Genomic DNA, 22,012 nt, shown 5'->3' with positions numbered 1-22,012 from the left:
GCTTTCCGACTCGACAATCCGCGGCGACAAGGTGTGGGTGATCGCTAGATTGCGGGTAGCTGCTCGCCTTGTACGACTTCGATGTCGAGTTCAATTTTGACGGTGGTCCCGACGGCGGCCACGCCCGTGCGCACAATCGCGTTGTAGTCGATCGCGAAATCGTTGCGGTGCAATAGTGTTTCGGCGTGGAACGCGGCGCGCACACCACCCCACGGATCTGACCCGAACCCACCGAAGGCCACCTCGAGATCGACCGAGCGGCGCTGCCCGTGCATGACCAGCTCACCCGGCATCACCCAGGTGTCACCCCCGGTACGACGTAACCCGTGACCGGTGAACGTGATCATCGGATACCTGTCGACGTCCAGGAACTCCGGCGAGCGCAGGTGATTGTCACGCATCGAGATTCCGGTATCGATACCCGCCGCCTTGATCTCCGCGTACCCGGTGGAACGCTCGAACGGCTCAGCGATATCGAGTCGCCCACTCACCTCGGCGAATCGGGCTTTGATACTCGCGATTCCCAGATGACGCGCGGTGGCGATCACTGTCGAATGCGCCGGATCGATCGTCCACGGCCCGGTCGGCGGCAGCGCCACTGCCCCCATCGCCGGCACCAAGACCACCTCACCGAGCGCGCCCGTCCCGTTGGAAGAGATCTGCGCGATCCGTGCCACCGGCTCGAACCCGACAGCGGTGAGCACCGCGGTGTGAGTACCCGCGGGCATCAGGCCGGTGCTCACCGCGCCGGTTTCGTCGGCAACCGCACGGGCGATCTGGCTGCCCGTCATATCCGTCACCGTCAACACCGCGTCCGGCACCGGCCACCCCTCCGCGGTGCGAACACGACCGGTCAGCCCGCTCATCAACGATCCCCGAGGTCGTAACCGAGCCGCAGGTCGTAGGCGGCTTCGCTACCGGTCACGGTGACCTGCCCGGTCACCGGCGGATAGCCACGAGCGACCACGGTGTATTGCCCTTCGACGAGATCGGTCACGACGTAGCGGCCGTTCTCGTCGGTGCGCGCCGTCGCGGTCACCTCACCCGCGGCGTCGAGCACAGTGACCAGCACGTCCGGCGCCGCCCGCTCGCCGTCGGCCCGCGCCGATCCGGTGAGCACCGCCATCGCGGTCAACTCGATGTCATGACGCATGACGCCACTGTCGGGCACCGTCAATGTGATTGCGCTGGGACGCATGTGCTCAGCCGCCGCGACCAAGGTGTAGACACCCGACACCACGCCGTGGCACAGGTAGGTGCCGTCGCCGCCCGTGACCGCGGCCCCGACCACCTCGCCACGCAGATCGGTCAAGGTGACGGTCGCACCCGACAACGGCGAGCCGTGCGCCGCGGTGCGGACGACACCCGACAACTCACCGGAACCCACCAAGGTCAGATCCATGCGCAGGGGCCGCCGGCCGACCGAAACATTGACCGCGGCCGGTTGGTGCCCCATCGCCGACACGATCAACACATGACCCCCCGACTCCGGCGCACTGATCGCATAGCCACCATCAGCGGCACTGCACGCCCGCGCGACCTGACGGCCACCCTGATCGATCAACGTGAACACCGCGCCCGGTAACGGCTGACCATTCTCGCGGCGGACATGACCGTCCACCGCTCCACCGCCGATGCCCGAGCCGGACAACCCGCCGGTGGACGGAGCGGACTGCGACGACGCGTCGGCCTGGTAGGCCCGATGACCGTTCTGAGCTACCGGTGCGTGCCGTCCGGCCGAAGCGGTCGGCACCAGCTCTGACTCGGACAACACTCGCTCGGCGCCTTCCCAGACCGGGTCTTCTTCCCACCTCGGGTCCGCGAGGACGGCCAATTCGGCGTCCAGCGCTGCCATTCTGTCGGCATCGGGCGGATTGTCCTGCGACGCAGACTCTTTCACGGTCGGGTCGAGCGCCGGATCGATGTCGATCGTGCTGCGCAGCGGACGGTTCGGAAGCCACATGGTCGCGAGGAAGGCGACGACCGCTGCCCCGGCGGCGATGAGGAAGATCCGGCCGGTCGCATCGCCGTAGGAGGCGCGCACGATCGTCGCGATCGGTGCGGGTAGGCCGTGCAGGTTCAGATTGCTGCCGCCGGAGGAACTGGTTGTCACACCGATCTTCGCGAAACCCTCTGTCGACAGCTCGCTCACACGAGTAGCCAGGACCGACCCCAGCACCGAGACACCGATCGCGCCACCGAACGTGCGGAAGAACGCGACGCTGCTCGATGCCGCGCCGATGTTGTGCACGCTCACGGTGTTCTGCACGGCCAGCACCAGGTTCTGCATCATCATGCCGACACCGAGCCCGACAACGGCGATATAGGTGCCGACCAACCACAGGTTGGTGGCGTGATCGATCGTCGAGAGCAGCCCGAACCCGACCACCAGCAGCGCACCGCCGGTGACGACGAACGACTTCCATTTCCCGAACCGGGTGATCAGCTGGCCCGAACCGGTCGACGCGACGAGCATGCCCGCGACCATCGGGATGGTCAGCACACCGGCCACCGTCGGTGAGTATCCGCGCGCGGTCTGGAAGTACTGGCCGAGGAAGGTGGTCGCTCCGAACATCCCGATTCCGACCGCGATCGAGGCGATGATCGCCAGACCGGTGGTGCGCTCGGTGACGATCGAGAGCGGGATGATCGGCGACTTGGCTCGGGATTCGACCAGCAGGGTCGCGAGCAGCAGCACTACGCCTACGCCGACGTACAGGGCCGATTCGCGGGAGAACCACGCGTAGTAGTCCGCCTTCCCCGCGAACGACACCCAGATGAGCAGCACCGAAACACCGGCCGTCATCAGGGCGGCGCCGAGCCAGTCGATCGACACCCCAGCCTTGCGTTCGGTCGGCAGCCGCAGGGTCCGCTGCAGCAGCACCAGGGCGATCACGGCCAGGGGCACACAGACGAAGAAGCACCAGCGCCAGCCGAGCGGACTGTCGACGATGACACCGCCGAGGATGGGTCCACCCGACATCGACACCGCCATCACCGCACCCATGTAGCCGGAATAGCGCCCGCGTTCGCGCGGCGAGACGATGGAACCGATGATCGCGACGACGAGTGCGGTCAAGCCGCCCATGCCGATGCCCTGGATGACTCGTGCCGCCAACAGCATGGGCACATTGCCCGCGACGCCCGCGATCACCGAACCGATGACGAAGATGACGATGGCCGACTGGACCAGCAGCTTCTTGTTGAACAGATCGGCGAACTTGCCCCAGATCGGGGTGGACGCGGCGTTGGCCAGCAGTGCTGTGGTGATGACCCAGGCGTATGCGGTCTGCGACCCCTCCAGGTCGCCGATGATCGTGGGCAGCGCGGTCGCCACGATCGTGGTGCTGAGCAGTGCTGTGAACAGCGCCGCCAGCAGCCCGGTCATCGCTTCCAGGATTTGACGATGGGTCATCGCGACCGGGGCCCGCCGCGTCCCCGACTCGACTGGATCAGACATCCGCTTCCTGACTTTCTGTCGAAACCGGCCGGCGCGTGCCCACCGCGGTGTGGGGCACGACTGCGGCCAGTGAATTCCTGAGTTTGCGAACGACCGAGGTGGCCTGTTCGGCTTCGTCCTCGCTCCAATCGGCGAGAGCGATCTGCAATCCCTGTGCTCGCGATATTCGGACTCGCCGCAGCAGATCGCGTCCTTCGTCGGTGATCTGGATGAGAGTGGCCCGGCCATCGCTGGGATCGGCGTGGCGGGCGATGTTGCCGGAGCGCACCAGCTCGGCGACATGTCTGCTCAGTGTCGACGGGCTGATACACAAGTCCACAGCGAGATCCACCTGCCGGCACGGACCCCTGGCCTCGAGCGAGCCCAGCACGCCGATGCCGCCTGGAAGCAGGTCCCCTTCGTCGGGATGGGAGAGGGCAGCGCGGATGGTTCGGCCCATGAAATAGAGCTCTCTGATCAGGCTCTGAGCCGTATCGGGTGACACTGCCATGACTACTCCCAGACAAGAATATTTACTTGCAGAATGCAACTATACATTACATTACTTGTGCTAATCAACTAGCTGGCATGGAGGCATGTGCGGCTTGGTGCGACGACTGCGACAACAACGGCGGGAACGGCAGGCGAACCCGGTCGGGACGATCGGCGCCGACGCGCTCTACGGCCCTTCTGTGAGAAGTGGGCCGGTGCCGGGCGTGCGGCTTCCTCGGATATGCGACGACCGAGGGGCGATCGCGGTGGGCATCGGTGTGCCGGGAACTTCGAGGGCCGCCCGGTTCGCCCCGTCTCCGGATCGACGCTGTGAAGCGTTGGGGCAGAACATGATCAGTCAACGAGCGCGGGGGAGGGAATTCGGATGGCAACTGCGGCAACAGGACACGCAGATGATTGATGTCGATGTAGCATAACTGCTGAGCGGGGGGCTCGGATCTGATCCCGCAGTGGCTCCCTTGCTTGTCGCGAAACTGTTCTGCTGCCGTGAAATACACCAATTCGACAGGAGATCGCCATGCCAGAAGCTCGCCCGGACCGCCTGCGTCTACTCGCCCCCGATCAGGAAGCCGCCGCGTTCGCCGTCGTTGCCGATCTGCTCACCGGGAACGCGGCCGGCGTCCCCGACTACTTGGTCGATGACATCGCCGCCGTCCGCGGGCGGTGCCGGTTCGCTCAGGTCCAGATTCCCGGCTACGACGGCGATCTGCTCGACGCGATGGCCGCCTGGCCGACCAGCGGCGGCCCGCATCCGCTCGTCGTGCTTCCCGCCGGTTTGGACCCGGCGGGCTGGAAAATGTACTCCGGGGCGCTGATCAGGCTGCTCATGCGCGGCTACGCCGTCGTCGCCTATACCGAGCGCGGCTTGCCCGGTTCCGGTGGCGAGCTGACGGTGGCCGGTCCCGAAGACGTCGCGGACGGGTCGCTGGTGATCAGCTGGGCGCTCGAGCACCCGGAAATCGAGGTGGACCCGGAGCGAATCGGCATGGCCGGCATCTCCTACGGCTCAGGCATCGGCCAGCTCGTCGCTCAGTCCGATCCGCGCGTGAAAGCGGTTGTCGCCCTGAGCACATGGGCTGACCTCGGCGAAGCATTGTACGACAACGGGACCCGCCACATCCTCGCCGCTGAAGCGCTGGCCGCGATCAGTGAGAAGCCCAGCGCCGAACTGGTGAAGGTGCTCGAGGACTTCCGGACGAACACCGACATCGAAGGCGTGCTGAAGTACGCGCGACGGCGGTCACCCGCCCACATCCCGGATCAGCGCCGCCCCGTGCCGACCTTCTTCACCAGCTACTGGCACGAGACCATTTTTCCCCAGAACCAGCTGCTGAGCTACTTCGCCGAGTTCCCCGGCCCCAAGCGCCTGGATCTGGCAATCGGAGATCATGGGGCAGTGGAGATCCCGGGCTTGCTGCTCGGTGTGTACACCCGCACCACCGAGGCCGCATACGACTGGCTCGACCACTATCTCAACGGTGTCGACAACGGCATCGATGACGACGGTGCCGTGCACACCGAGACGATGCACAGCTTCACCGTCTCCTCCTTCGCCGGTGTGGAAGGCTGGTCGTCCAATCCGATCCGCACCTACTATCTCGCCGCACCTGCGAGCGGATCCGGCGATGGTGCGCTGGTTCTCGACCCGCCATCGGAGTTCAGCCGGAATATCCGGTCCGGTGCCCCGAATGTCCGCGCCGTGAATCAACTGGTCCTGGATGGCTTCCGCGAGCGGTTGCTCATGCCCGTGCGTCACAAGCTCGCCGAGGTCGACCGATCCGCCGCAGCGGTGTGGACGAGCGCTCCGCTCCCGTCGCCGCACCACATCGCGGGCATACCGCGAATTCGTGTGACGGTGACGCCCACCACCAAGACCGCCACCGTCGTCGCCTACCTCTTCGACCTGGACGTGGTCACCGGCAACCTGAAGATCATCACCCATGCCGCGACCACCGTGAGCAACGCCGTACCGGAACATCCCACCGCAGTCGAACTGCGCTTGCAGGCCACTGACTATCGGGTCCCCGCCGGCCACCGGCTTGCCGTCATCCTCGCCACCGAGGACCCCTTGTACGCCGGCGAGACCGAACCTGGCGCCGTGGTGACGCTGTCCGCCTTCCATGGTGCCGCGGGTATCGATATCCCGTTGGCTGACTGATACCACCGGTGACTGATTGCCCGGGACAGCGCGGTCTCCGGCAATCAGTCCGCCGCGGCCGACAGCCGGTTTCACATCACGCTGATGAGGAAACGCGTCAGAACCTCGACCAGGTCCTCGAGTTCGGCGGAGGTTCCCTCGACGCTCCACTGATGAACCAGCGCCATGAGCGCTCCGATGAAACCTGTTGCTGCGGCACGGAAACCGCCGGCGGGAACGAAGTCCGGGTCTCGTGCCTGCTTCAGTTCTGCCGTGAAGAACTGTACCCAGATCTCACGCTGGTCGACCCGGTGCTTCTCGACATCGGCGCTCACGCCGACGATTTCGACGAAAGATACCCGCGCACGATGGGGGTTCATCCCGATCGATTCGGCGTAGGCACGCACAGCGATGCGCGCCCGCGTCGGCGCGTCCACCTCGCCGGCCTCGCTCAGCGCCTCGACCACCGCCCGGCGCGCATCAGTCTGAACCAGGTCGTAGACCGCCAGCAGTAGTTGCTCGCGGTTGCCGAAATGCTCATAGAACTGCGCGCGGGCCAACCCAGCGGCCTTGCACACCATCGTGATGGATGCGCCTTGATATCCCTGCTCGCCGAACACGGCGAGACCGGCTGCGATGAACTGCTCTCGCCGTTCGGCCCGGCGATCCTCGACCGGGCGACCGTCGTAGATGCGTGGGGACCCGCTCGCAATCACGCCGTCAACTCTAGTGGCCCGAGCGCGGCCGGTTCGCGGCAGCCGATGGACAGTTCGGAAGAAGCCGATGATTCGGTGGTCCACTCCGAGCTGGCTCGACTATTTGGCTCCGATCGGTTTGCCGAAGAACGACGCGATCGTCTCGCCGAAGATGGACGCGAACAGGGTCATTCCGTCCGGATTCAGGGCTAGCCAGCCCGCATCGGTGATGCTGCACCCCGGCTGAGCGGGAACCCCGTCGAGTCGATCCTTCAACCACAGCAGTGCGGGCGCGGCGCCGGAGATCTCCGTGGTGATGTGCTCGGCGAAGTGTTCACGCGTGTATTGCACTGTTGCCGTGGGGCTTTCGCAGTAGGTGTTCACCAGCGTGTTCACCGGACCGACCGGGATGAGTTCGTCGGGGTTGGCGTTCCAGATATACATCGGCATGTCGGGAACAGACTTGCCCATGCGGGTCTTGTCCAGGGTCGCCATGACAACGGGGTCGCGCAGTGGGTCGCCGCCGGGGACGCGCAGCATGCCCGAGATGTTCAGGAAGGGCACCAGCGCGGTGTTGTACTGCACGCACAGCCCGCCCTTTATCGTCGCCAGACCTTTACCCAGCGGGTCGAGGTCGCGGTTCAACATCTCCGCGAACTCCGGATACTCACGCGAAAGGCCGAGTACCGCGGCGTAGATGATCCCGGCCCACGCCCCGTTGTTGCCGTTGCTGAGCACTGCGCCGAGATCGGCGGGAACACCGCCCTCGGCGGCACCCACGATATCGATCTCGGGTGCGTAGCTTTGTTTCAGCTCGGCCGCGTGGCCAGTGGCGATCGCGCCACCGGAGTATCCGTACATGCCGATGCGCGCGTCCGGCGTGACTCGTAGCGGCTCGAAATTCCGGGCGGCCCGAATGCCGTCGAGGGTGATGCGACCGGCCAGTGGCCCGGCCGCGTACGCGCTGTCGGGCCCCTGATGGTCGGGGATCACGACGGCCCAGCCCTGTTGCACCGCCGCTTGCGCGATCACGAACTCTGCCGGAGCGACGATCTGGCCGGCCAGAATGGCAGGCGACCATTGCTGCACGGCATAGGACGGCGCGCAATACCCGGCCAGCGAATCCTCGGCGATCTGCATCGACACCAGCTTCGACGGTGTCGAATTCCGCGGCTTGAGTACCGTCGCGACGGCCGGGACGGCCTCGTCGCGGCTGTTGTTCGACCGGTAGGACACCTGCCACGCATCGACATTGAGCGGGATGACCCCGACGTTGGCGACGTTCACCTGGCGCGCGGCGATGATCTCACCGGGTGCTTTCGCCGCAACGACGTCGGCGGCTGGTCGGTAAAAGGCGGGATCGAGCTCCGGCGGGGCCGGAATCGGAGTAGCGGGCTGAACCACAGTCGGCTCGGCCGTGCTGGGGGCAGCGCCGGCGATCATCGCGATTGCCATCGCCCCCGCCGCCAGCCCGATCAGACGGCGGCTAGCCGCTCCTGGACGAAAGTTCATCTTCCCCAACCTCTCGCGTGTGCCACTGCACTGACCCAGACGCTGTGTGTTCCAAGTCGCAGCGAAACATTAGACGTCATTGTCTATGTATGTCCAATCTCGATCAAGTCACCGGTGGTCTAGTGCTCACCGCGCTGGTAGCAGCCTCATTTCGGTCTACACGCAATGAAATCGATGCGCTTGGGGTGGCGAAGGCGTTACGTCTGAGTGTCTGGGTCAGTTGGTCATCACCGCCGCACCTCTGAGGCGGGATGGGCCCATTCGTGGAGCCAACTGTGACTTGCCTCATCTCTCGCTGGATGGGTAATGTGCCCCACATCTTAGATATTCGCGTCCAACAATGATGCTGGGAGTGCTCGATATGGCCGCAGTGAACTGGCGCCCGCCGGTGAGAGACCGCCACAGCCGGACAAGGTCGCGGGTGCGGGCCCGTTCGCTCGCCTTCGCCGTGATGATGGTCGCGGGGACCGCCACAGTCGTCGCCGCGCCGGCCTCAGCACTGCCGTTCGACGGAGTCGTGCAGCCCGCGCCGCCGTTCGTGAGTTCACCGGCGATACCGGAGTTCGATTCCTTCTACCGCCCGCCCGCGGACGTCGTCGCAGCCAAACAGCCCGGCGAGATCATCGCCGCGCGGCAGGTGAACGTCGCGACCTACAACGTGCTGCCGCTCAACGTCGATGCCTGGCAGCTGTCGTATCGGTCGAACAACAGTCGCGACGAACCGATAGGCGCTGTCGCGACGGTGCTGAAGCCGCGCGGAGAAGTGCCACGCGGGTCGCGCAACCTGCTCTCCTACCACATGGCCGAGGACTCGACGGGTAAGTACTGCGCCTCGTCGTATTCGATCCAGCAGTGGGCGCTGCCCGGCTTCCTCACCGGGCAGCTGGTCGCGCCGATCGGCTTCCTCGAGGTCCAGGTGGCGTTGCAACAGGGCTGGGCCGTGGTGGTGCCCGATCACCAGGGGCCGAACGCGGCCTTCGCGCACGGCCCCTTGGCCGGGCGGATCGCGCTCGACGGCATTCGCGCGGCCGAGAACTTCGCGCCGATGGGTCTGGACGGGGCGGCGACCAGGGTCGGGATGATGGGCTACTCCGGTGGTTCGGTCCCTACGATGTGGGCGGCCGAGATGCGCAAAACCTATGCGCCGGAACTGAATATCGTCGGCGCGGTCTCCGGCGGCACTGATGCCGACCTGGGCGAGCTGGTGAATCTGGCGAACAACAACGCGGCCTCCGGTCTGGTGTACGCGGGCATCATCGGACTGGCGCATGAAGAGCCGGAGTTCGCCGCCTTCCTGCGTGAAACGAACAATCCGCTGGGGCAGGCGCTGTTGACCGCGAAGGATCAGCTGTGCGTGGGCTTTCAGGCGGCACTGTTTCCGTTCATGGATATCAAGGGGCTGTTCAATACACCCGGAGATCCCCTCGCGGCACCGGCTGCCCAGGCGGTGATCGAGCGCACCCGGATGGGTAAGAGCGTGCCGGACATGCCGGTGTTCCTGTACCAGGCGAACATGGATTGGCTGGTGCCCGTCGGGCCGGTCAACAAGCTCTACGGCACCTACTGTCAGGATCCGAACGCGCAGGTGACCTATACCCGTGATCACTTCAGTGAGCATCTGAGCCTGGAGGGTATCGGCCTGCCGAGCGCCATGATGTGGATGCGAGATCGCTTCGCCGGGGTGCCGGTCGAGAACGGTTGCCAGCTAGATGAAGTCGGCTCCATGGCGCTGGACTCGCGCACATGGGGGGAGTGGGTCTCGATCATCGGCGGTGAGCTGGCGGCCTTCCTCGGTCAGCCCATCGGCACCCGCTGACGCCCGCTGTCGGGTCGACTCGTGGATCGCGACAGCCTCAGCTGAACGCGAACATCGTGGCGTGGGTGCGACATCGGCTGGCAAGGTGAGGCGCATGGAGAACTTGCGGGACGCTGAGCGGCGGTTGCAGGCCGCGCAACTTGCCGGGGATGTGCAGGCGCTGGATCGTCTGCTCGATGACCGGTTGATCTTCACCTTCGGCGCAGACGTCTACACCAAGACCGATGACCTGGAGCTTCACCGCACCCGGACGCAGGTGGTGACGGCCATGGTCGAGGAAGAGCTGAACGTACTCACCGACGGGCGTGCCGGGGTGACCTGGTTTCTCGGGGCCATCGAGGGGACCGTCAACGGCGAGCCTTTCGGAGCCAGGATGCGTTACACGCGTTCCTGGTTGCACGACGATACGCACGGCTGGCGGATCATCGCAGCACACGCCAGCACGACGGATTGATGGTCCTGTCGCCCGAATTCGACCTGTGCGTCAGAGGGCGTCTGAAACTCCATCCGGCGTCGCGCGAAACAGAGCATCCACCAATGATGGTGCGCTTTTCAGTTGACCAGAATCGGTGCCCCGTCGGACGGCACATTCGTGATGTTGCGGACCCGGCCCCGCGTCGTCGCGGCCGCGGGCAGGGACAGGACGTGGCGGCGCAGGATCTCTTGGAGCACCGCCGCGCCTTCCATCAGCGCGAAACCCGCCCCGATGCACCGGCGCACTCCGCCGCCGAACGGCAGCCAGGTATTCGGCGCCACGCTGCCGTCGAGGAAGCGGCCGGGCCGGAACACCGCGTCCGGGAAAGCCTCGGAGCGCTGGTGTGCGAGCAGGATCGAGGTCGCGACGACGGTTTCAGCGGGCAGGTCGTAGCCGCCGATCGTCATGTCGCGGGTGAGCTTTCGCACGATCCCTCCGATGACCCAGTGGTAGCGCAGTGCTTCCTTCATCACCGCTTCGAGGTAAACGGTGTCGCCGTCGAGCGCGGCCTGGCGGGCGAGGTCCTGCTGTGCGGGGTTGGCGGCCAGTTCGCGTAGCGCCCATGACAGTGCGGCCGAGGTCGTCTCGTGCCCGGCGGCGAGCAGGGTGACCAACTGATCGCGGAGTTCGTCCGGGGTGAGCGGGGTGTCGTTGCCGCTGCCCGCTGCCATCAGCCGCGACAGCACATCTGCGCCCGTGGCTTTGCTGCCGGTGCGGCGCTGCTCGATCTCGGCGTAGAGGTGGGCGTCCAGACTGGCCCGGTCGTGGTGGAACCGCTTCCAGGGGCCGCGGTTTTGTAGGGCCGGGTAGCGGGAACCGAGCAGGGTGAGCGGGGCGATGTCGGTAATCCGGCGCATGGGTGGACCGAGTAGGTCGCGGCGGCGCGGATCGGCGACACCGAGCACCACCTCGCCGATGACATCGAGGGTGATCCCGGTCATCGCGTCCAGGCCGCGGATCGTCGACCCAGCCCGCCAGGTCTCCACGTGGCCAGCGGCGATCTGCTCGATCATCTTGCGGTAACCGGTCAGAGCTGGCCCGGTGAAGGCGGGCATCAGCAGGCGGCGGGCACGAGCGTGCTCGGCCTCGTCGGTGATGAGCACCGAATGATCGCCGAGCAGCGGACGCAGGATGCCGTTGCTCTCGCCGGCGTGCAGGTCGGTGGGGGAGGCGGCGAAGATCTCGCGGACGTGCTCGGGGCGAGTGAAGACAACCAGATGTCGGGCGTATGGCGGCACCATGCGCAGGGTGAAGGTGTCGCCGTAACGGAGAGCGGTGGCGGTCATGAACCGCTCCCGCGCTTGCACATACCGGATCGTCTGCGCGATCGCGGGTAGTCGGGGGCCGGGCGGGTACATGGCGACGGTCCTCTCCTAGACACCTCACTCCACGGTAACCCCGGGGGCTCGAGCCGGGCGTCGAACTGGAAGTCCGTGTGTTGGCGGCAGTGCGGCAGAACGGCGTTTGTCTGAATTGTTGGTCTCCGTTGATGATTTCAGCACGGAAAGGTTTTCCGGCGCTGATCGGGGCCGCGTTGATCTGTTCGATGGTGGCGTGTTCCGGCGAGAACACCGCCGCGACCTCGCCCAGCCCGTCAGCGCCGCGCACCAGCACGACGGCCGAACCGACGCAGACCGACGGCACATTGCCCGACGGCACCGACACCTACGGCTATCGCGATTCGTTCGCCCGATGTCAGGGCGCGGAACGGCTGGTGCTGCTGGTCAGCCAGACCACTGGGCGTCCGGTGACCACCTTTCAGGGCAGCCGAGTGGGCGGCGACCAGCGATTCGTCGTGTGCGAGGACCAGGCTGGCACCCGGATCATGCGGGCGGCGGCGCCGGCGCTACGGCCGGACCCCTTCGACGGAACCTTCTTCACTTTCACCGCCAATAGTCAGCAGTTCGTGGCCGATGGCATGAAGATCGACCTGGCGCGTGCGACGATCACCGTCACCGACGATCCGAAACACCCCGAATTCCGTGCGGTGACATGGACGGTGAACGAATACTGGTCTGCTGTCTACTAATTCGGCCCTCGGCCGCGACCCGGCTGTCATCGTGAACGTCGTCGCTGGTTCAGCGACTTGATGATCGACGTCGGTTGTCCGGGGCTATCGCGGTTTCGTCGCGAGAAGTTCTGGATTTCTAGGCATTCGCCACCGTCGCTAGTGCGCAGACCGTTCAAGTGGCGCATTACTACCTGGGTTCTAAAAAGTCGGTCCGCCGCGACAGCTCGGCCCGTAACTGCAGGAATCGGAATAGTCCTGGCCGACCGACGACGCCTTCGTAGCGGTCGACGACCTCGTCGATGAAGGCCGGGATGTCGGCGGCGGGAATGTGAGCCGTCCAGTCCGCGAAGCCGACCGTGCACCACTGGGCGAAGGCCTCGCGTGAGCCGAAGTCCCATTCCCGGTCGGTCACGGAGTGCGCGGTGACCTCGAGGTCGGCACTCCCCGCGATCGAGGGCAGTGCGTCGGGTTCGATATGCACGAAGGGGCGCGCGAACCCGGCGAACGCTGTCGACCAGCGCGCATCGCCGGTGACCGCCATCGCGACGTTCTCGATGCTCGGGCGAGGTCCGGCGCAGACATATTGCACGAGCACCCGTCCGCTGGGCTTCAGTGCCGCGGCGATGTGCCGGTAGGCCGTCTCCTGGTCGAGCACCCAGTGCAGTGCGTTGAACGAGACGACGAGGTCGAAGTCGCGGGGGAAGGTCATGGTCGTGACATCGCCGACGCCGAAGTCGATGTTCGTGAGCTGGTCGTCGGCCGTGCGGGCGGCCTCGATCATTCGCGGCGACGGGTCGATGCCGAGCACGGAACCAGCGGGCACTCGCGCCGCGATCAGGCGAGTCACATAGCCGTCGCCACAACCCACGTCGAGGATGTGCTCGGCACCCGCGAGCGAGACGGACTCCACAGCGTCCGTCGCCATCGCGCGCTGGAGTCCACTGATGTGGGCGTAGCCTGCGCCGTCCCAGTCCGCCATCTACGACCCGCCCTCGCCGAGAATCGATGATTCAGCGCTGAAACCGGGCAGGCACATGATCAACCTCCTGAACAGTCTCCCCGGGTCATAGCAATTGACTCTTATCAGTTTGGCACAGTGACGACGAATACGACCACGAAGAAGGTGAAGACCCTTGGTGGTGGAGTGCATGCTCGCATCCCGGGATTGCGCGGTCACGAACGTCCGCATCTGCCGAATACCGTGCGTTCGGTCAACGGGTGTTTGTGGCTTCTGGCCGCCATGTTCCGCAGCCACAGTTCAGCTGGTTGTCCAGAGACGCAGTTTCTCCGGGTTGCGGATTGCCCAGATGCGGGTGATGCGGGTGCCGACGATATCGAAGGCGTAGACGGAGATGACGGCGTTGCGAAACTGGGCGACCAGGCCGGGCTGACCGTTTACTGTGCGCTCGAGCAGAGCTACCTGGGGGCCGCGGGCGGCGATTTCAATCCAGGCGCTGGCGATGTGTTCGCTGCCGGTGATCGGCTCGCGGAAGGCCGGAGCGAGACCGCCGCTGTCCGCGGTCGCGATTGCGGTCGGGTCGAGCAGTCCGATCAGGGCCTCCATATCGCTTGTTTCCCAAGCCCGTTTGAAGTCCCTGACCACATCGGCGCGCTGGGCGCTCGATGGGCGCTGCGAGGTATCGATGCGGCGGCGGGCGCTGGAGGCGAGCTGGCGGCATGCCGCGGGGGTGCGGCCGACGATGTCGACGATCTCGGCGAAGGAGTAGCGGAAGACGTCGTGCAGGACGAACGCCACTCGCTCGGCCGGCGTCATGGAATCGAGCACGACCAGGAAGGCCATGCCGATCGACTCGTCCAGGGTGACCCGGTCGGCGGGGTCTCCAGGCGCGGGACCACCCAACCACTCGGAGTGGTTGGGTATCGGCTCTGGAATCCACTCGCCCACATACTGTTCCCGCCTGGCACGCGCCGAGCCGAGCAGGTCGAGGCAGATGCGGCTGGCGACTGTCGTCAACCACGCACCAGGCGTCACCACGTCTTGCCGCTGTCGCTCGGAGAGCGCGTACCACCGCACGTAGGTCTCCTGCACCACATCCTCGGCTTCGGACAGCGAGCCGATCAGCCGGTAAGCGAGATTGATCAGCTGACGGCGTTCGTCGATCACCGCGCGCAGTTGCGGATCGGTCATGGCGTGCGGCTCCTCGTGTCGACGGCACTCACTTATCCGACGAAACAGCGACCCGATTTGTGAGGCCTGACATTTCGCCCGGCTACGTCGTCGGAAGGTAGTAACGCTTTCAGCAGAGCAGGAGTTCCAGAAATGACCAAGATCGGCATCATCCTCGGCAGTACTCGGTCGAACCGCAGTGGCCCCCAGATCGCCGAGTGGGTTCTGGACGCGGCATCGCGGCGTGGCGACGCCGAATTCGACCTGATCGACCTACGCGATCACCCGCTACCGCATCTGGACGAGCCCGCGCCGCCGATGTTCGGCCCGTCGGCACACGCGCACACCCGCGCCTGGGCCGAGCGGATCGGCCCGTTCGACGGCTTCGTGATGGTGACCCCGGAGTACAACGGCGGCATCCCCGGAGTGCTGAAGAACGCAATCGACCACCTGTTCGCGGAATGGACCGACAAGGCGGTCGGATTCGTCTCCTACGGGGTCAGCGGTGGCGCCCGTGCCGTGGCGCAGCTGCGGGTGGTCTGCAGCGGGCTCGGTATGGCGGATGTGAGCCGCCCGGTAGAGATATCCCTGCTCACCGATTTCGAGAACCACCTCACCTTCACACCGGGCGACCACCATGTCGCCGCCCTGAACAAAACGTTGGATCAGGTCATCGCCTGGAGCACTGCCCTCGCGCCGCTGCGGGCGATGCAGAGGCAGTTCTCGGGGAGTGAATCATGACCGCGTCCAACGAGTTCCAGTCACGCGCTGACCGCATCGAGGCGGATGAAGTCGAGATTCGGCGCCAAATCGACAAGGCGATCGAAGGAGTGCGAGCCAAGGATCTCGAGGTCCTGAAATTGCTGTACACAAGCGACATCGTGTCGTTCGACCTCGAGCCGCCGCACCGACACGTCGGGATAGCGGCGAAACTCGAGAACTGGGCGAGAGTGTTTCTGTTCTTCGAGAGTGTGACCTATGACGTGCGCGATCTGACGTTCAGTGTCGGCGATGGTGTGGCATTCGGGCACGCCTTCGCACGTCTGCACGGCACGCTGAAGAACGGCGAGGCAACGAGCGGTATATGGGTCCGGGTCACCTACGGAATGCGGAAGATCGCCGGCACCTGGTTGATCGCACACGACCAGGTCTCGGTGCCACTCGACATTGCGAGCGGCAAAGGCGTGGTCGACCTCGATCCGGGGGGCGCGGAACGCCCGTAGTGACCCGTCAGCGATCAGACTGTCCAGCACGAACTTCAGGCCGAGCCGAGGGCAGTGGCCGCGCAGTGTCGGGCGCCTACCTCAGCGAGGTCCGCGCGGCGGGTGAGAATCGGATGCTCGCCCGCCGCGTCCTCGAACCCGATACCGCGTTCGCAATCAGGCATCGTAGGGGGAAGAGGTGCTGAGGAACATCTGGAGCTGGGTTTGTAAGACCGTGGCGCGTGACTGGCCGAAATGCTGGGCTTTCTCCGGGGCCGCCATGGCGATGTCGATGTCCCGGGAAAGGGCTTCGCCTCGTGCCTGTTCGGTCACCAGATTCCAGTTGTCACGGGTTTTGCCCGCCGACTGACGTTCGGATTCTGGCCGAGGAGTTCCACTACTCCCGTGAATGGACCTCCGAACACCAACGGGCTCACGCACCCAGCATTTGTAATATCCACAACAACAGGTCAGCCGAACTCGCCGGAACGCGGAGCTTCCGCAGTCTCGGCTCCGCACCCCCACCACGCGCGTCCCGCTCGCCGTCACCGGCCCGAATCGTCCCCGTCGTACTGGTGGTGCAACGACGCAAAGGACCGAGCCCGAGAAGAGCGCTGTCCGCCGCCCGAAAAGGAGTGGAGCTGGGCCACCACAGTGCGGTTGGATGACTACCTGCGGGGCCGCCGCGCGGCCCGCGAACACGGATGACTGAGGAGTGGACGATGCCGATCGCCACGTTGCGAGGCGTGACTCTGGACTGCGCCGATCCCAAGGCTCTGGCCCGGTTCTACCAAGAGCTGACAGGCATGCAGCTCGGCTATGTCGCTGACGAGTTCGTCGGCCTGACCGATGGTACGGGCTGCGACCTGGGCTTCCAACAGGTCGACGGATACCGGGCCCCGCAGTGGCCCGGTCAGGACGTGCCGCAGCAGCTCCACCTGGACCTCAGAGTCGAAGACCTCGACGCAGCGGAGAAGTCGGCGCTGGGATTCGGCGCGGTCAGGCCGGACCACCAGCCGGGCGGCGACCGGTGGCGGGTGCTGCTGGATCCGGCCGGTCACCCGTTCTGCTTGGTCGCCGGCTGATCGTTGGAGTCCGCCGCGGACCGGTCCGGTCTGTGCGGGCCCAAGCCTGCGAGATCCGGCGGTCGCGTCGCCGCGGACCGGACCACAGCGCTCAGGCACGCGATGGTTCCCCCTCGGGCATCCTCCGGAACACAGCTACTGGCGGGCGCTGGATGGCAACCGGGGTATCCATCTGTCGAGAATATCCGCGGTCGTACCCCTTCGATCAGCATTCGAAGAGCTGAATCATGTTGACGCTAAGTACCTTTCGAGCTCGCACGGTCATGACTGTCGGCGATCACCCCGACCTGATCACTGCCGACGCCGCGCGCACCCATTACGCCGCGACCCCCGACACCACGACTCGCACCTACTCCGAAGCAGGTGAGGCATTCCATACCTGATGCGGCACAGCGGATCTGGCGTCGGTCCCGGCCGACCCGGTCACCGTCGAGCGGTATACCCCCTCGGGGCCGTGCGCAAAGACCTCTCGGCGTCGACACTGGCGGCGTGGATCGCCGCGATCGCTGGTTCACACCTTGTCGGCGCTACCCACCGGGCTCACACCCGATATCTCACCCGGGACACGATCGACAACTGTTGCGGCGCAATGTTTGAACCATGAGTGCGGGGTAGTCGACATAGTGGTGCAGCGTTGCGCCTCCCTGACGTCGACATCGAAGAGGAAAGACTTCATGAGCACACGCAACACCGTGACGACCCTGCTCGCGCAACTGCGCGTTATCCGCGAGTTGACGGAGACCGAAATCCGAATCGCCGAGACTCGAATCGCACAGGCTCGCACTGAGGCTGTACGCCGCGAGCTGGCTGAGAACGCCCACAACGCCCGCGCTCGCGCGGAAGCCATCGAGGCGGCGATCCGTGAACTGGGTGGCGCGCCGGATCGGATCGGTCCGTTCATCGGAAGGGCTGCCGCCGCGGTCAAGGCGATCGGCGAACAAGCCCAGCCGTTCGACGAAGCTTTGCTGGGAGACCTCGTCCTCGAACATCAGCTGCTCGACCGCGCCCGCTACGTCAAAGCACTCGCGACCACCGTTCAGAACGCCGATGTAGTAGCAGTGGCGCAGCGGTTGATCACCGCCCATACGGCCACCGTCACATGGTTGACGACCGTACTCGCCGAGGACGCGCTCGGCGGGCCCGCGGCTTTGCGCCGAACACCGATTCAGGCGGTTACGGGGACCGCGGTGAAGCTGATCAATATCCCTGTTACGTGGTCTGCTCGCAGCATCGACCGCGCGTTGGACACATTCCGTGCTGCCCCGCCCGCACTGGGCGAGTTGCTCGCCAGGGGTGCGCACGCGGGCGATGTCGCCGTGAAGACGCTCGCGGCCTCGCGCGATGCTGTTCTCGAAACCACTGAGCAGGTCTCGCGGCGTGAAGGCGCGGATTCCACCGCCGAGGCAACGCATTCACTGCGCACCGCCACCGGCCTTCTCGATCCCGGAGAGCTGCCCATCAGTGGCTATGAAGACTTGAATGTCACCCAGGCGGTGGCAGCGATCAAGGAACTTGCCGATCCCGCCGCAGTCCGGATGATCCTCGCCTACGAGGAGGCGCACAAGGCGCGGCAGGGTGTCGTTTCGGCCGCGCAGAGCCGTGTCTCGTCGATCGCCCGAGAAGTGAGTGGGCTGAACTGAGAAGTCCCCTGACAGCAACCGCCGCCGACGGCCGTGGCGCCGACTGCCGGTTGAGCCGTCGGACTGCCACGGTGGGTGGCGTTGGTCCGCTCGGTGTCGGTCGTGTCAGGCACGAGGGGTTCCATGGAATCGGGTGTTCACGGAGATCCCGGTACGGCGGAGACACCGGTTGGGTGTTTCGTAAAGCCGGAATCAGCGTGACCTCACCGCTTGTCACGGTTTGCAACGAAGAAGGCCCCGATCAGATGATCACCTTCTTCGCGTGTCCGGAGGGGATACATTCGCTATCCGCAGTGGTCGACCCGCGGAAGCGCTGAGTATTGAGCCTGGTCGCGTCAGAGGCTGACGCAACCAGGCTTGTCTTTCTTCCCGGCTGTCCCCGAACTCGTTACGAGCGCGGGCTTTCGATGTTGCGTTGGGCGAGACCGGGCCAGGAAGAACATCGGTAGATCGAATGCACACGAGTGCCGGCGGTCGGCCAGGTCATTCTCGCGAGAACCAGTTGCTACCCCGGTCCTCGACGCGGTTGGAGTCGCTATCACCGTACGGATACCGAACAGGGCAGGTGTGGTCATCGATCGGTTCGGCCTGGAAACGCTAGACACGCTCGGAGAACACGCCCGGACAGAAGGTGGTCCCGGTGAATGCCCACAACGTCGGATCCTGCTGGCCAATAAACCGGTCCCGGGCCTGCGCGTCAGTAACTCCGCTGCGCAGGCCGGTCGGTCCCCGACGCAGCTACAAAGTCGGGTGGTGCGCTCGACCGAGGCTTCTGGCTTCACAGTGCGATGGCAAGCCTGTGCGCCCCGATGTCCCACTGCCTCAGCGAGCGATGGAGATGGCGAACGGGGCGAGACCTGTGGAACGGATCACGTGCGGCACGAACAAGATCGCAGCCTCGCTCGCCTGGGCGGTCTCGATCCCGCCCAGGTCGGTGATCCACTGAGGGTTCCAGCCGATGCCGGTCAGCAGCCCGGCCACGGTGAGTTTGGCTTCCGGGTCGTTGCCGGACAGGAACGCCGTGGGCGGCTGGGTGAGAGTGGCGGGGGCGGTCATGACCGAGAAGAGCATCGTGTTGAGAGTTTTGACGACGCGGGTCTCGGGCAGGGCCTGCTGCAGTTGTTCCGCCAGGCTCGAACCGGGGTAGAGCAGGCCGGCGGGCAGACCATCGGGCCCGTCGACGGTGGCGTTGGAGACGTCGACGAGGATCGTGTCGCGGAGTTCCTCCTGAAGTGCGCCGAGTCGCTCGAGCGAGCCTGCGCCGGGGGTGGCGTTGATGACGATCTGGGCGTCTCGGGCGGCGTCGGCGGCGGCGCCGGGGGAGCGGTCGGGCACTGCGACGTCGTGGCCTGCCCGGCGCAGCGCGGTGGCCAGACCGCTGCCGACGCGGCCGCTGCCGAGGATGGTGATCGTGTTCATGGGGGTGTTCCTCCTGAGGTCGGTGGTCGGTGTCAGCGAGACAGGGTGGTGACCGCCGCGGCGTGGATGCCGGGGGCAGTGGCGAGGAAGCTGTCGCTGTCGGGGGTCCAGGGGCGGCCGTCGGTGGTGGAGATCCGCCCACCGGCTTCGGTGACGAGCAGGGCGCCGGGCAGCAGGTCGGCGCGGGCACCGGCGAATTGCCAGAAGGCGTCGATGCGACCGGCGGCCATGTTCGCCAGATGCAGAGTGGCGGGTACAGCGACCCGTACGACGAGTGCGTCGAGCAGCATCTCGGTGATCGAGGAGCCGACACGATGCACGACTGTGGTGTCCTCGTCAGGGCGGGCCTGGCTGGTGGCCACGATGGCGAGCCCGAGATCGGTTGTCGCCGAGACGCGCAGCGGGCGCCCGTCCAGGTATGCGCCGGCGCCGGTGAGCGCGGTGTAGGTCTGTCCGGTCAGCGGCAGGTGGACCACGGTGAGCACCGGCTGGTTGTCACGCACCAGGGTGGCCGTGACCGCCCATTCCGGCAGGGCGTGCAGGTGGTTGATGTTGCCCTCGGCCGGGTCCACGACCCACCATTCACCCTCGGGCAGGGCGCCGCCGTCGAGTTCCTCCGCCACCCAGCGCGCACCGGGACGCAACGCTTCCAGACGCGGGCGCAGCAGATCGGTCACGGTGTCGTCGTTGGCTGCGAGGGCGCCCATCAGCTCCTCGCGTGATCGGTAGGTGGCGATGTCACCGAATCGGTCGCGCAGTGCCGAACCTGCTGCGCGGACGGCGATCTCGGCCTGGGTGAGCAGCTCGGCGTCGGTGGTGGCAGCAGGGGTGAGGGTCGACTCGGTCATGGTTGCGCTCTTTCTCTGGCGGGGTGGCCTGGCGAAAACTTCTCGTTCTCTTTCGCTGACTTCGACGTTAGAACCGACAATGATTAACAGCAAGTGCATGTAAAACACGTCTAAGATGACTGTCATGCAATTGGATTTGAATCTGCTCGCAGCCCTCGACGCGCTCTTGGAGGAAGGCAGTGTGGCGGGAGCGGCGGACCGGCTCCACGTCACGGCTCCGGCGATGAGCCGCAGCCTCGGCCGGATACGGCGCACGACAGGGGACCAGATCCTGGTGCGCACGGGACGGACGATGACCCCCACGCCCTATGCGCTGGCCGTCCGCGAGCAGGTGCACCACCTGTTGACGCAGGTACGGGGGGTCCTGGCGCCCAGTCGTGCGCTCGACCTGGACACCCTCGACCGCACCTTCACGCTGCGCTGGCACGACGCTCTCGTCGCGTCAGCCGGCCCGGCGCTGTTGGGTTCGGTGCGGGAGCAGGCGCCGGGTGTGCGCCTGCGGTTCATCGCGGAGTCGAGTATCGACACTCCCGAATTACGGCGTGGGGAAGTCGATCTCGCCGCGAACGCGGACCGTCCCGCCGCGCTCGAGATCCGTGCCGAGCGGGTGGCCGAAACCCGGCATGTCATCGTTGTGCGGCAAGGCCATCCGCTCACGGACGGTGAGACCGTCACTGCCGCACGGTATGCCGCAGCTGATCACCTCACGGTCTCACGGCGCGGAAAGCTCACCAATCTTCTCGACGACGCGCTCGGTCGGGTGGACCTCGCCCGGCGTGTGGTGGCGACGGTGCCCACCGAACATGCGGCGTTCGAGTTCGTGCGCGACTCCGACCTGCTGGTCACCGTGCCGGAGGCGACAGCGCGCGCGGCCGCTCCCGATCTCGGGCTGGTGCTGGTCCCGCTTCCGCTCGACTTGCCGGCGGCTCCGGTCTATTTGTCCTGGCACCAGCGCTACGACACCGATCCCGCGCATGTCTGGCTGCGTGACCTCGCCAGGTCCGCGCTGACCGCCGCGATGGGACCGGAGTCCTCGGACCGGATCGCTGGATTTGCCGCAGCGCCTTAGCCAGACCAGAGCATGAGGCCCGC

Annotated in this window: 20 protein-coding genes and 1 pseudogene; 9 read left to right on the top strand and 12 right to left on the bottom strand. The window is 65.8% G+C overall.

Going from position 1 to position 22,012, the window contains the following annotated elements; translation table 11 throughout:
- Window positions 1–44 precede the first annotated feature (44 nt).
- From ACFQ9R_RS01005 to ACFQ9R_RS00990, 4 genes and pseudogenes are all read right to left on the bottom strand, one after another.
- Window positions 45–866: a YceI family protein gene (locus tag ACFQ9R_RS01005; protein ID WP_378987467.1), complete on the bottom strand. Its 822-nt coding sequence runs from the start codon at window positions 864–866 to the stop codon at window positions 45–47.
- A complete protein-coding gene (locus ACFQ9R_RS01000) occupies window positions 866–1,855 on the bottom strand; it encodes a collagen binding domain-containing protein (RefSeq protein WP_378988456.1) in 990 nt (329 codons plus the stop codon). The genes ACFQ9R_RS01005 and ACFQ9R_RS01000 overlap by 1 nt, the downstream gene beginning before the upstream one ends.
- Window positions 1,856–1,903: 48 nt before the next feature.
- Window positions 1,904–3,415 (bottom strand): annotated as a pseudogene (locus ACFQ9R_RS00995) (MDR family MFS transporter); the annotation flags it as partial.
- Window positions 3,416–3,452: 37 nt separating this feature from the next.
- Window positions 3,453–3,950: a MarR family winged helix-turn-helix transcriptional regulator gene (locus ACFQ9R_RS00990; protein ID WP_378987464.1), complete on the bottom strand. Its 498-nt coding sequence runs from the start codon at window positions 3,948–3,950 to the stop codon at window positions 3,453–3,455.
- A gap of 519 nt (window positions 3,951–4,469) precedes the next feature.
- Here ACFQ9R_RS00990 and ACFQ9R_RS00985 point away from each other — a divergent pair.
- Window positions 4,470–6,110, top strand: coding sequence for a CocE/NonD family hydrolase (locus tag ACFQ9R_RS00985; protein WP_378987461.1), 1,641 nt, complete (start codon window positions 4,470–4,472; stop codon window positions 6,108–6,110).
- Between the two features lie 71 nt (window positions 6,111–6,181).
- Here ACFQ9R_RS00985 and ACFQ9R_RS00980 read toward each other — a convergent pair whose 3' ends face one another.
- Window positions 6,182–6,889, bottom strand: coding sequence for a TetR/AcrR family transcriptional regulator (locus ACFQ9R_RS00980; protein ID WP_378987458.1), 708 nt, complete (start codon window positions 6,887–6,889; stop codon window positions 6,182–6,184).
- A 15-nt stretch (window positions 6,890–6,904) separates the two neighbouring features.
- Entirely contained in the window at window positions 6,905–8,296 is a 1,392-nt protein-coding gene (locus ACFQ9R_RS00975; RefSeq protein ID WP_378987455.1) for a lipase family protein, read from the bottom strand.
- A 451-nt stretch (window positions 8,297–8,747) separates the two neighbouring features.
- Between ACFQ9R_RS00975 and ACFQ9R_RS00970 the strand changes: the two genes are divergently transcribed.
- Together ACFQ9R_RS00970 and ACFQ9R_RS00965 are read left to right on the top strand one after the other, a co-directional pair.
- Window positions 8,748–10,112 carry a lipase family protein gene (locus ACFQ9R_RS00970; RefSeq protein ID WP_378988454.1) on the top strand — a complete coding sequence of 455 codons (1,365 nt, stop codon included), beginning with the start codon at window positions 8,748–8,750 and terminating at the stop codon, window positions 10,110–10,112.
- Window positions 10,113–10,206: 94 nt separating this feature from the next.
- A complete protein-coding gene (locus ACFQ9R_RS00965) occupies window positions 10,207–10,566 on the top strand; it encodes a nuclear transport factor 2 family protein (protein ID WP_378987452.1) in 360 nt (119 codons plus the stop codon).
- A gap of 98 nt (window positions 10,567–10,664) precedes the next feature.
- On the opposite strand, the gene ACFQ9R_RS00960 is transcribed toward ACFQ9R_RS00965, so the two are convergent.
- Window positions 10,665–11,945 carry a cytochrome P450 gene (locus ACFQ9R_RS00960; RefSeq protein WP_378987449.1) on the bottom strand — a complete coding sequence of 427 codons (1,281 nt, stop codon included), beginning with the start codon at window positions 11,943–11,945 and terminating at the stop codon, window positions 10,665–10,667.
- A 131-nt stretch (window positions 11,946–12,076) separates the two neighbouring features.
- Between ACFQ9R_RS00960 and ACFQ9R_RS00955 the strand changes: the two genes are divergently transcribed.
- Entirely contained in the window at window positions 12,077–12,616 is a 540-nt protein-coding gene (locus ACFQ9R_RS00955; RefSeq protein ID WP_378987445.1) for a hypothetical protein, read from the top strand.
- Window positions 12,617–12,785: 169 nt separating this feature from the next.
- Here ACFQ9R_RS00955 and ACFQ9R_RS00950 read toward each other — a convergent pair whose 3' ends face one another.
- On the bottom strand, window positions 12,786–13,577 hold the full coding sequence (locus ACFQ9R_RS00950) for a class I SAM-dependent methyltransferase (protein ID WP_378987442.1): 792 nt from the start codon (window positions 13,575–13,577) through the stop codon (window positions 12,786–12,788).
- A 279-nt stretch (window positions 13,578–13,856) separates the two neighbouring features.
- Window positions 13,857–14,747 (bottom strand): RNA polymerase sigma factor SigJ, encoded by an 891-nt coding sequence (gene sigJ / locus ACFQ9R_RS00945; protein WP_378987439.1) that lies wholly within the window; start codon window positions 14,745–14,747, stop codon window positions 13,857–13,859.
- Window positions 14,748–14,879: 132 nt separating this feature from the next.
- On the opposite strand from sigJ, the gene ACFQ9R_RS00940 reads away from it, so the two are divergent.
- Both ACFQ9R_RS00940 and ACFQ9R_RS00935 read left to right on the top strand, forming a co-directional pair.
- A complete protein-coding gene (locus ACFQ9R_RS00940; protein ID WP_378987436.1) occupies window positions 14,880–15,467 on the top strand; it encodes an NADPH-dependent FMN reductase in 588 nt (195 codons plus the stop codon).
- Window positions 15,464–15,949 carry a YybH family protein gene (locus ACFQ9R_RS00935; RefSeq protein ID WP_378987433.1) on the top strand — a complete coding sequence of 162 codons (486 nt, stop codon included), beginning with the start codon at window positions 15,464–15,466 and terminating at the stop codon, window positions 15,947–15,949. The genes ACFQ9R_RS00940 and ACFQ9R_RS00935 overlap by 4 nt, the downstream gene beginning before the upstream one ends.
- Window positions 15,950–16,105: 156 nt before the next feature.
- Here ACFQ9R_RS00935 and ACFQ9R_RS00930 read toward each other — a convergent pair whose 3' ends face one another.
- Entirely contained in the window at window positions 16,106–16,261 is a 156-nt protein-coding gene (locus tag ACFQ9R_RS00930; RefSeq protein ID WP_378987431.1) for a hypothetical protein, read from the bottom strand.
- A 389-nt stretch (window positions 16,262–16,650) separates the two neighbouring features.
- Here ACFQ9R_RS00930 and ACFQ9R_RS00925 point away from each other — a divergent pair, with 389 nt between their 5' ends.
- Complete coding sequence (locus ACFQ9R_RS00925; protein WP_378987428.1) at window positions 16,651–17,013, top strand: VOC family protein; 363 nt, start codon at window positions 16,651–16,653, stop codon at window positions 17,011–17,013.
- Window positions 17,014–17,687: 674 nt separating this feature from the next.
- On the top strand, window positions 17,688–18,653 hold the full coding sequence (locus ACFQ9R_RS00920) for a ferritin-like domain-containing protein (protein ID WP_378988452.1): 966 nt from the start codon (window positions 17,688–17,690) through the stop codon (window positions 18,651–18,653).
- 822 nt (window positions 18,654–19,475) lie between these two features.
- Here ACFQ9R_RS00920 and ACFQ9R_RS00915 read toward each other — a convergent pair.
- Complete coding sequence (locus ACFQ9R_RS00915) at window positions 19,476–20,072, bottom strand: NADPH-dependent F420 reductase (RefSeq protein ID WP_378987425.1); 597 nt, start codon at window positions 20,070–20,072, stop codon at window positions 19,476–19,478.
- Between the two features lie 32 nt (window positions 20,073–20,104).
- A complete protein-coding gene (locus tag ACFQ9R_RS00910) occupies window positions 20,105–20,920 on the bottom strand; it encodes an inositol monophosphatase family protein (RefSeq protein ID WP_378987422.1) in 816 nt (271 codons plus the stop codon).
- A gap of 124 nt (window positions 20,921–21,044) precedes the next feature.
- Here ACFQ9R_RS00910 and ACFQ9R_RS00905 point away from each other — a divergent pair, with 124 nt between their 5' ends.
- Window positions 21,045–21,989, top strand: coding sequence for a LysR family transcriptional regulator (locus ACFQ9R_RS00905; protein ID WP_378987419.1), 945 nt, complete (start codon window positions 21,045–21,047; stop codon window positions 21,987–21,989).
- The last annotated feature ends 23 nt before the right edge of the window (window positions 21,990–22,012 follow it).

Origin of the sequence: Nocardia sp. NPDC056541 (assembly GCF_042794235.1) — a bacterium.
Classification (GTDB): domain Bacteria; phylum Actinomycetota; class Actinomycetes; order Mycobacteriales; family Mycobacteriaceae; genus Nocardia.
The sequence above is the reverse complement of the archived record's forward strand: the minus strand, read 5'-3'. Positions and strand labels throughout refer to the sequence as shown.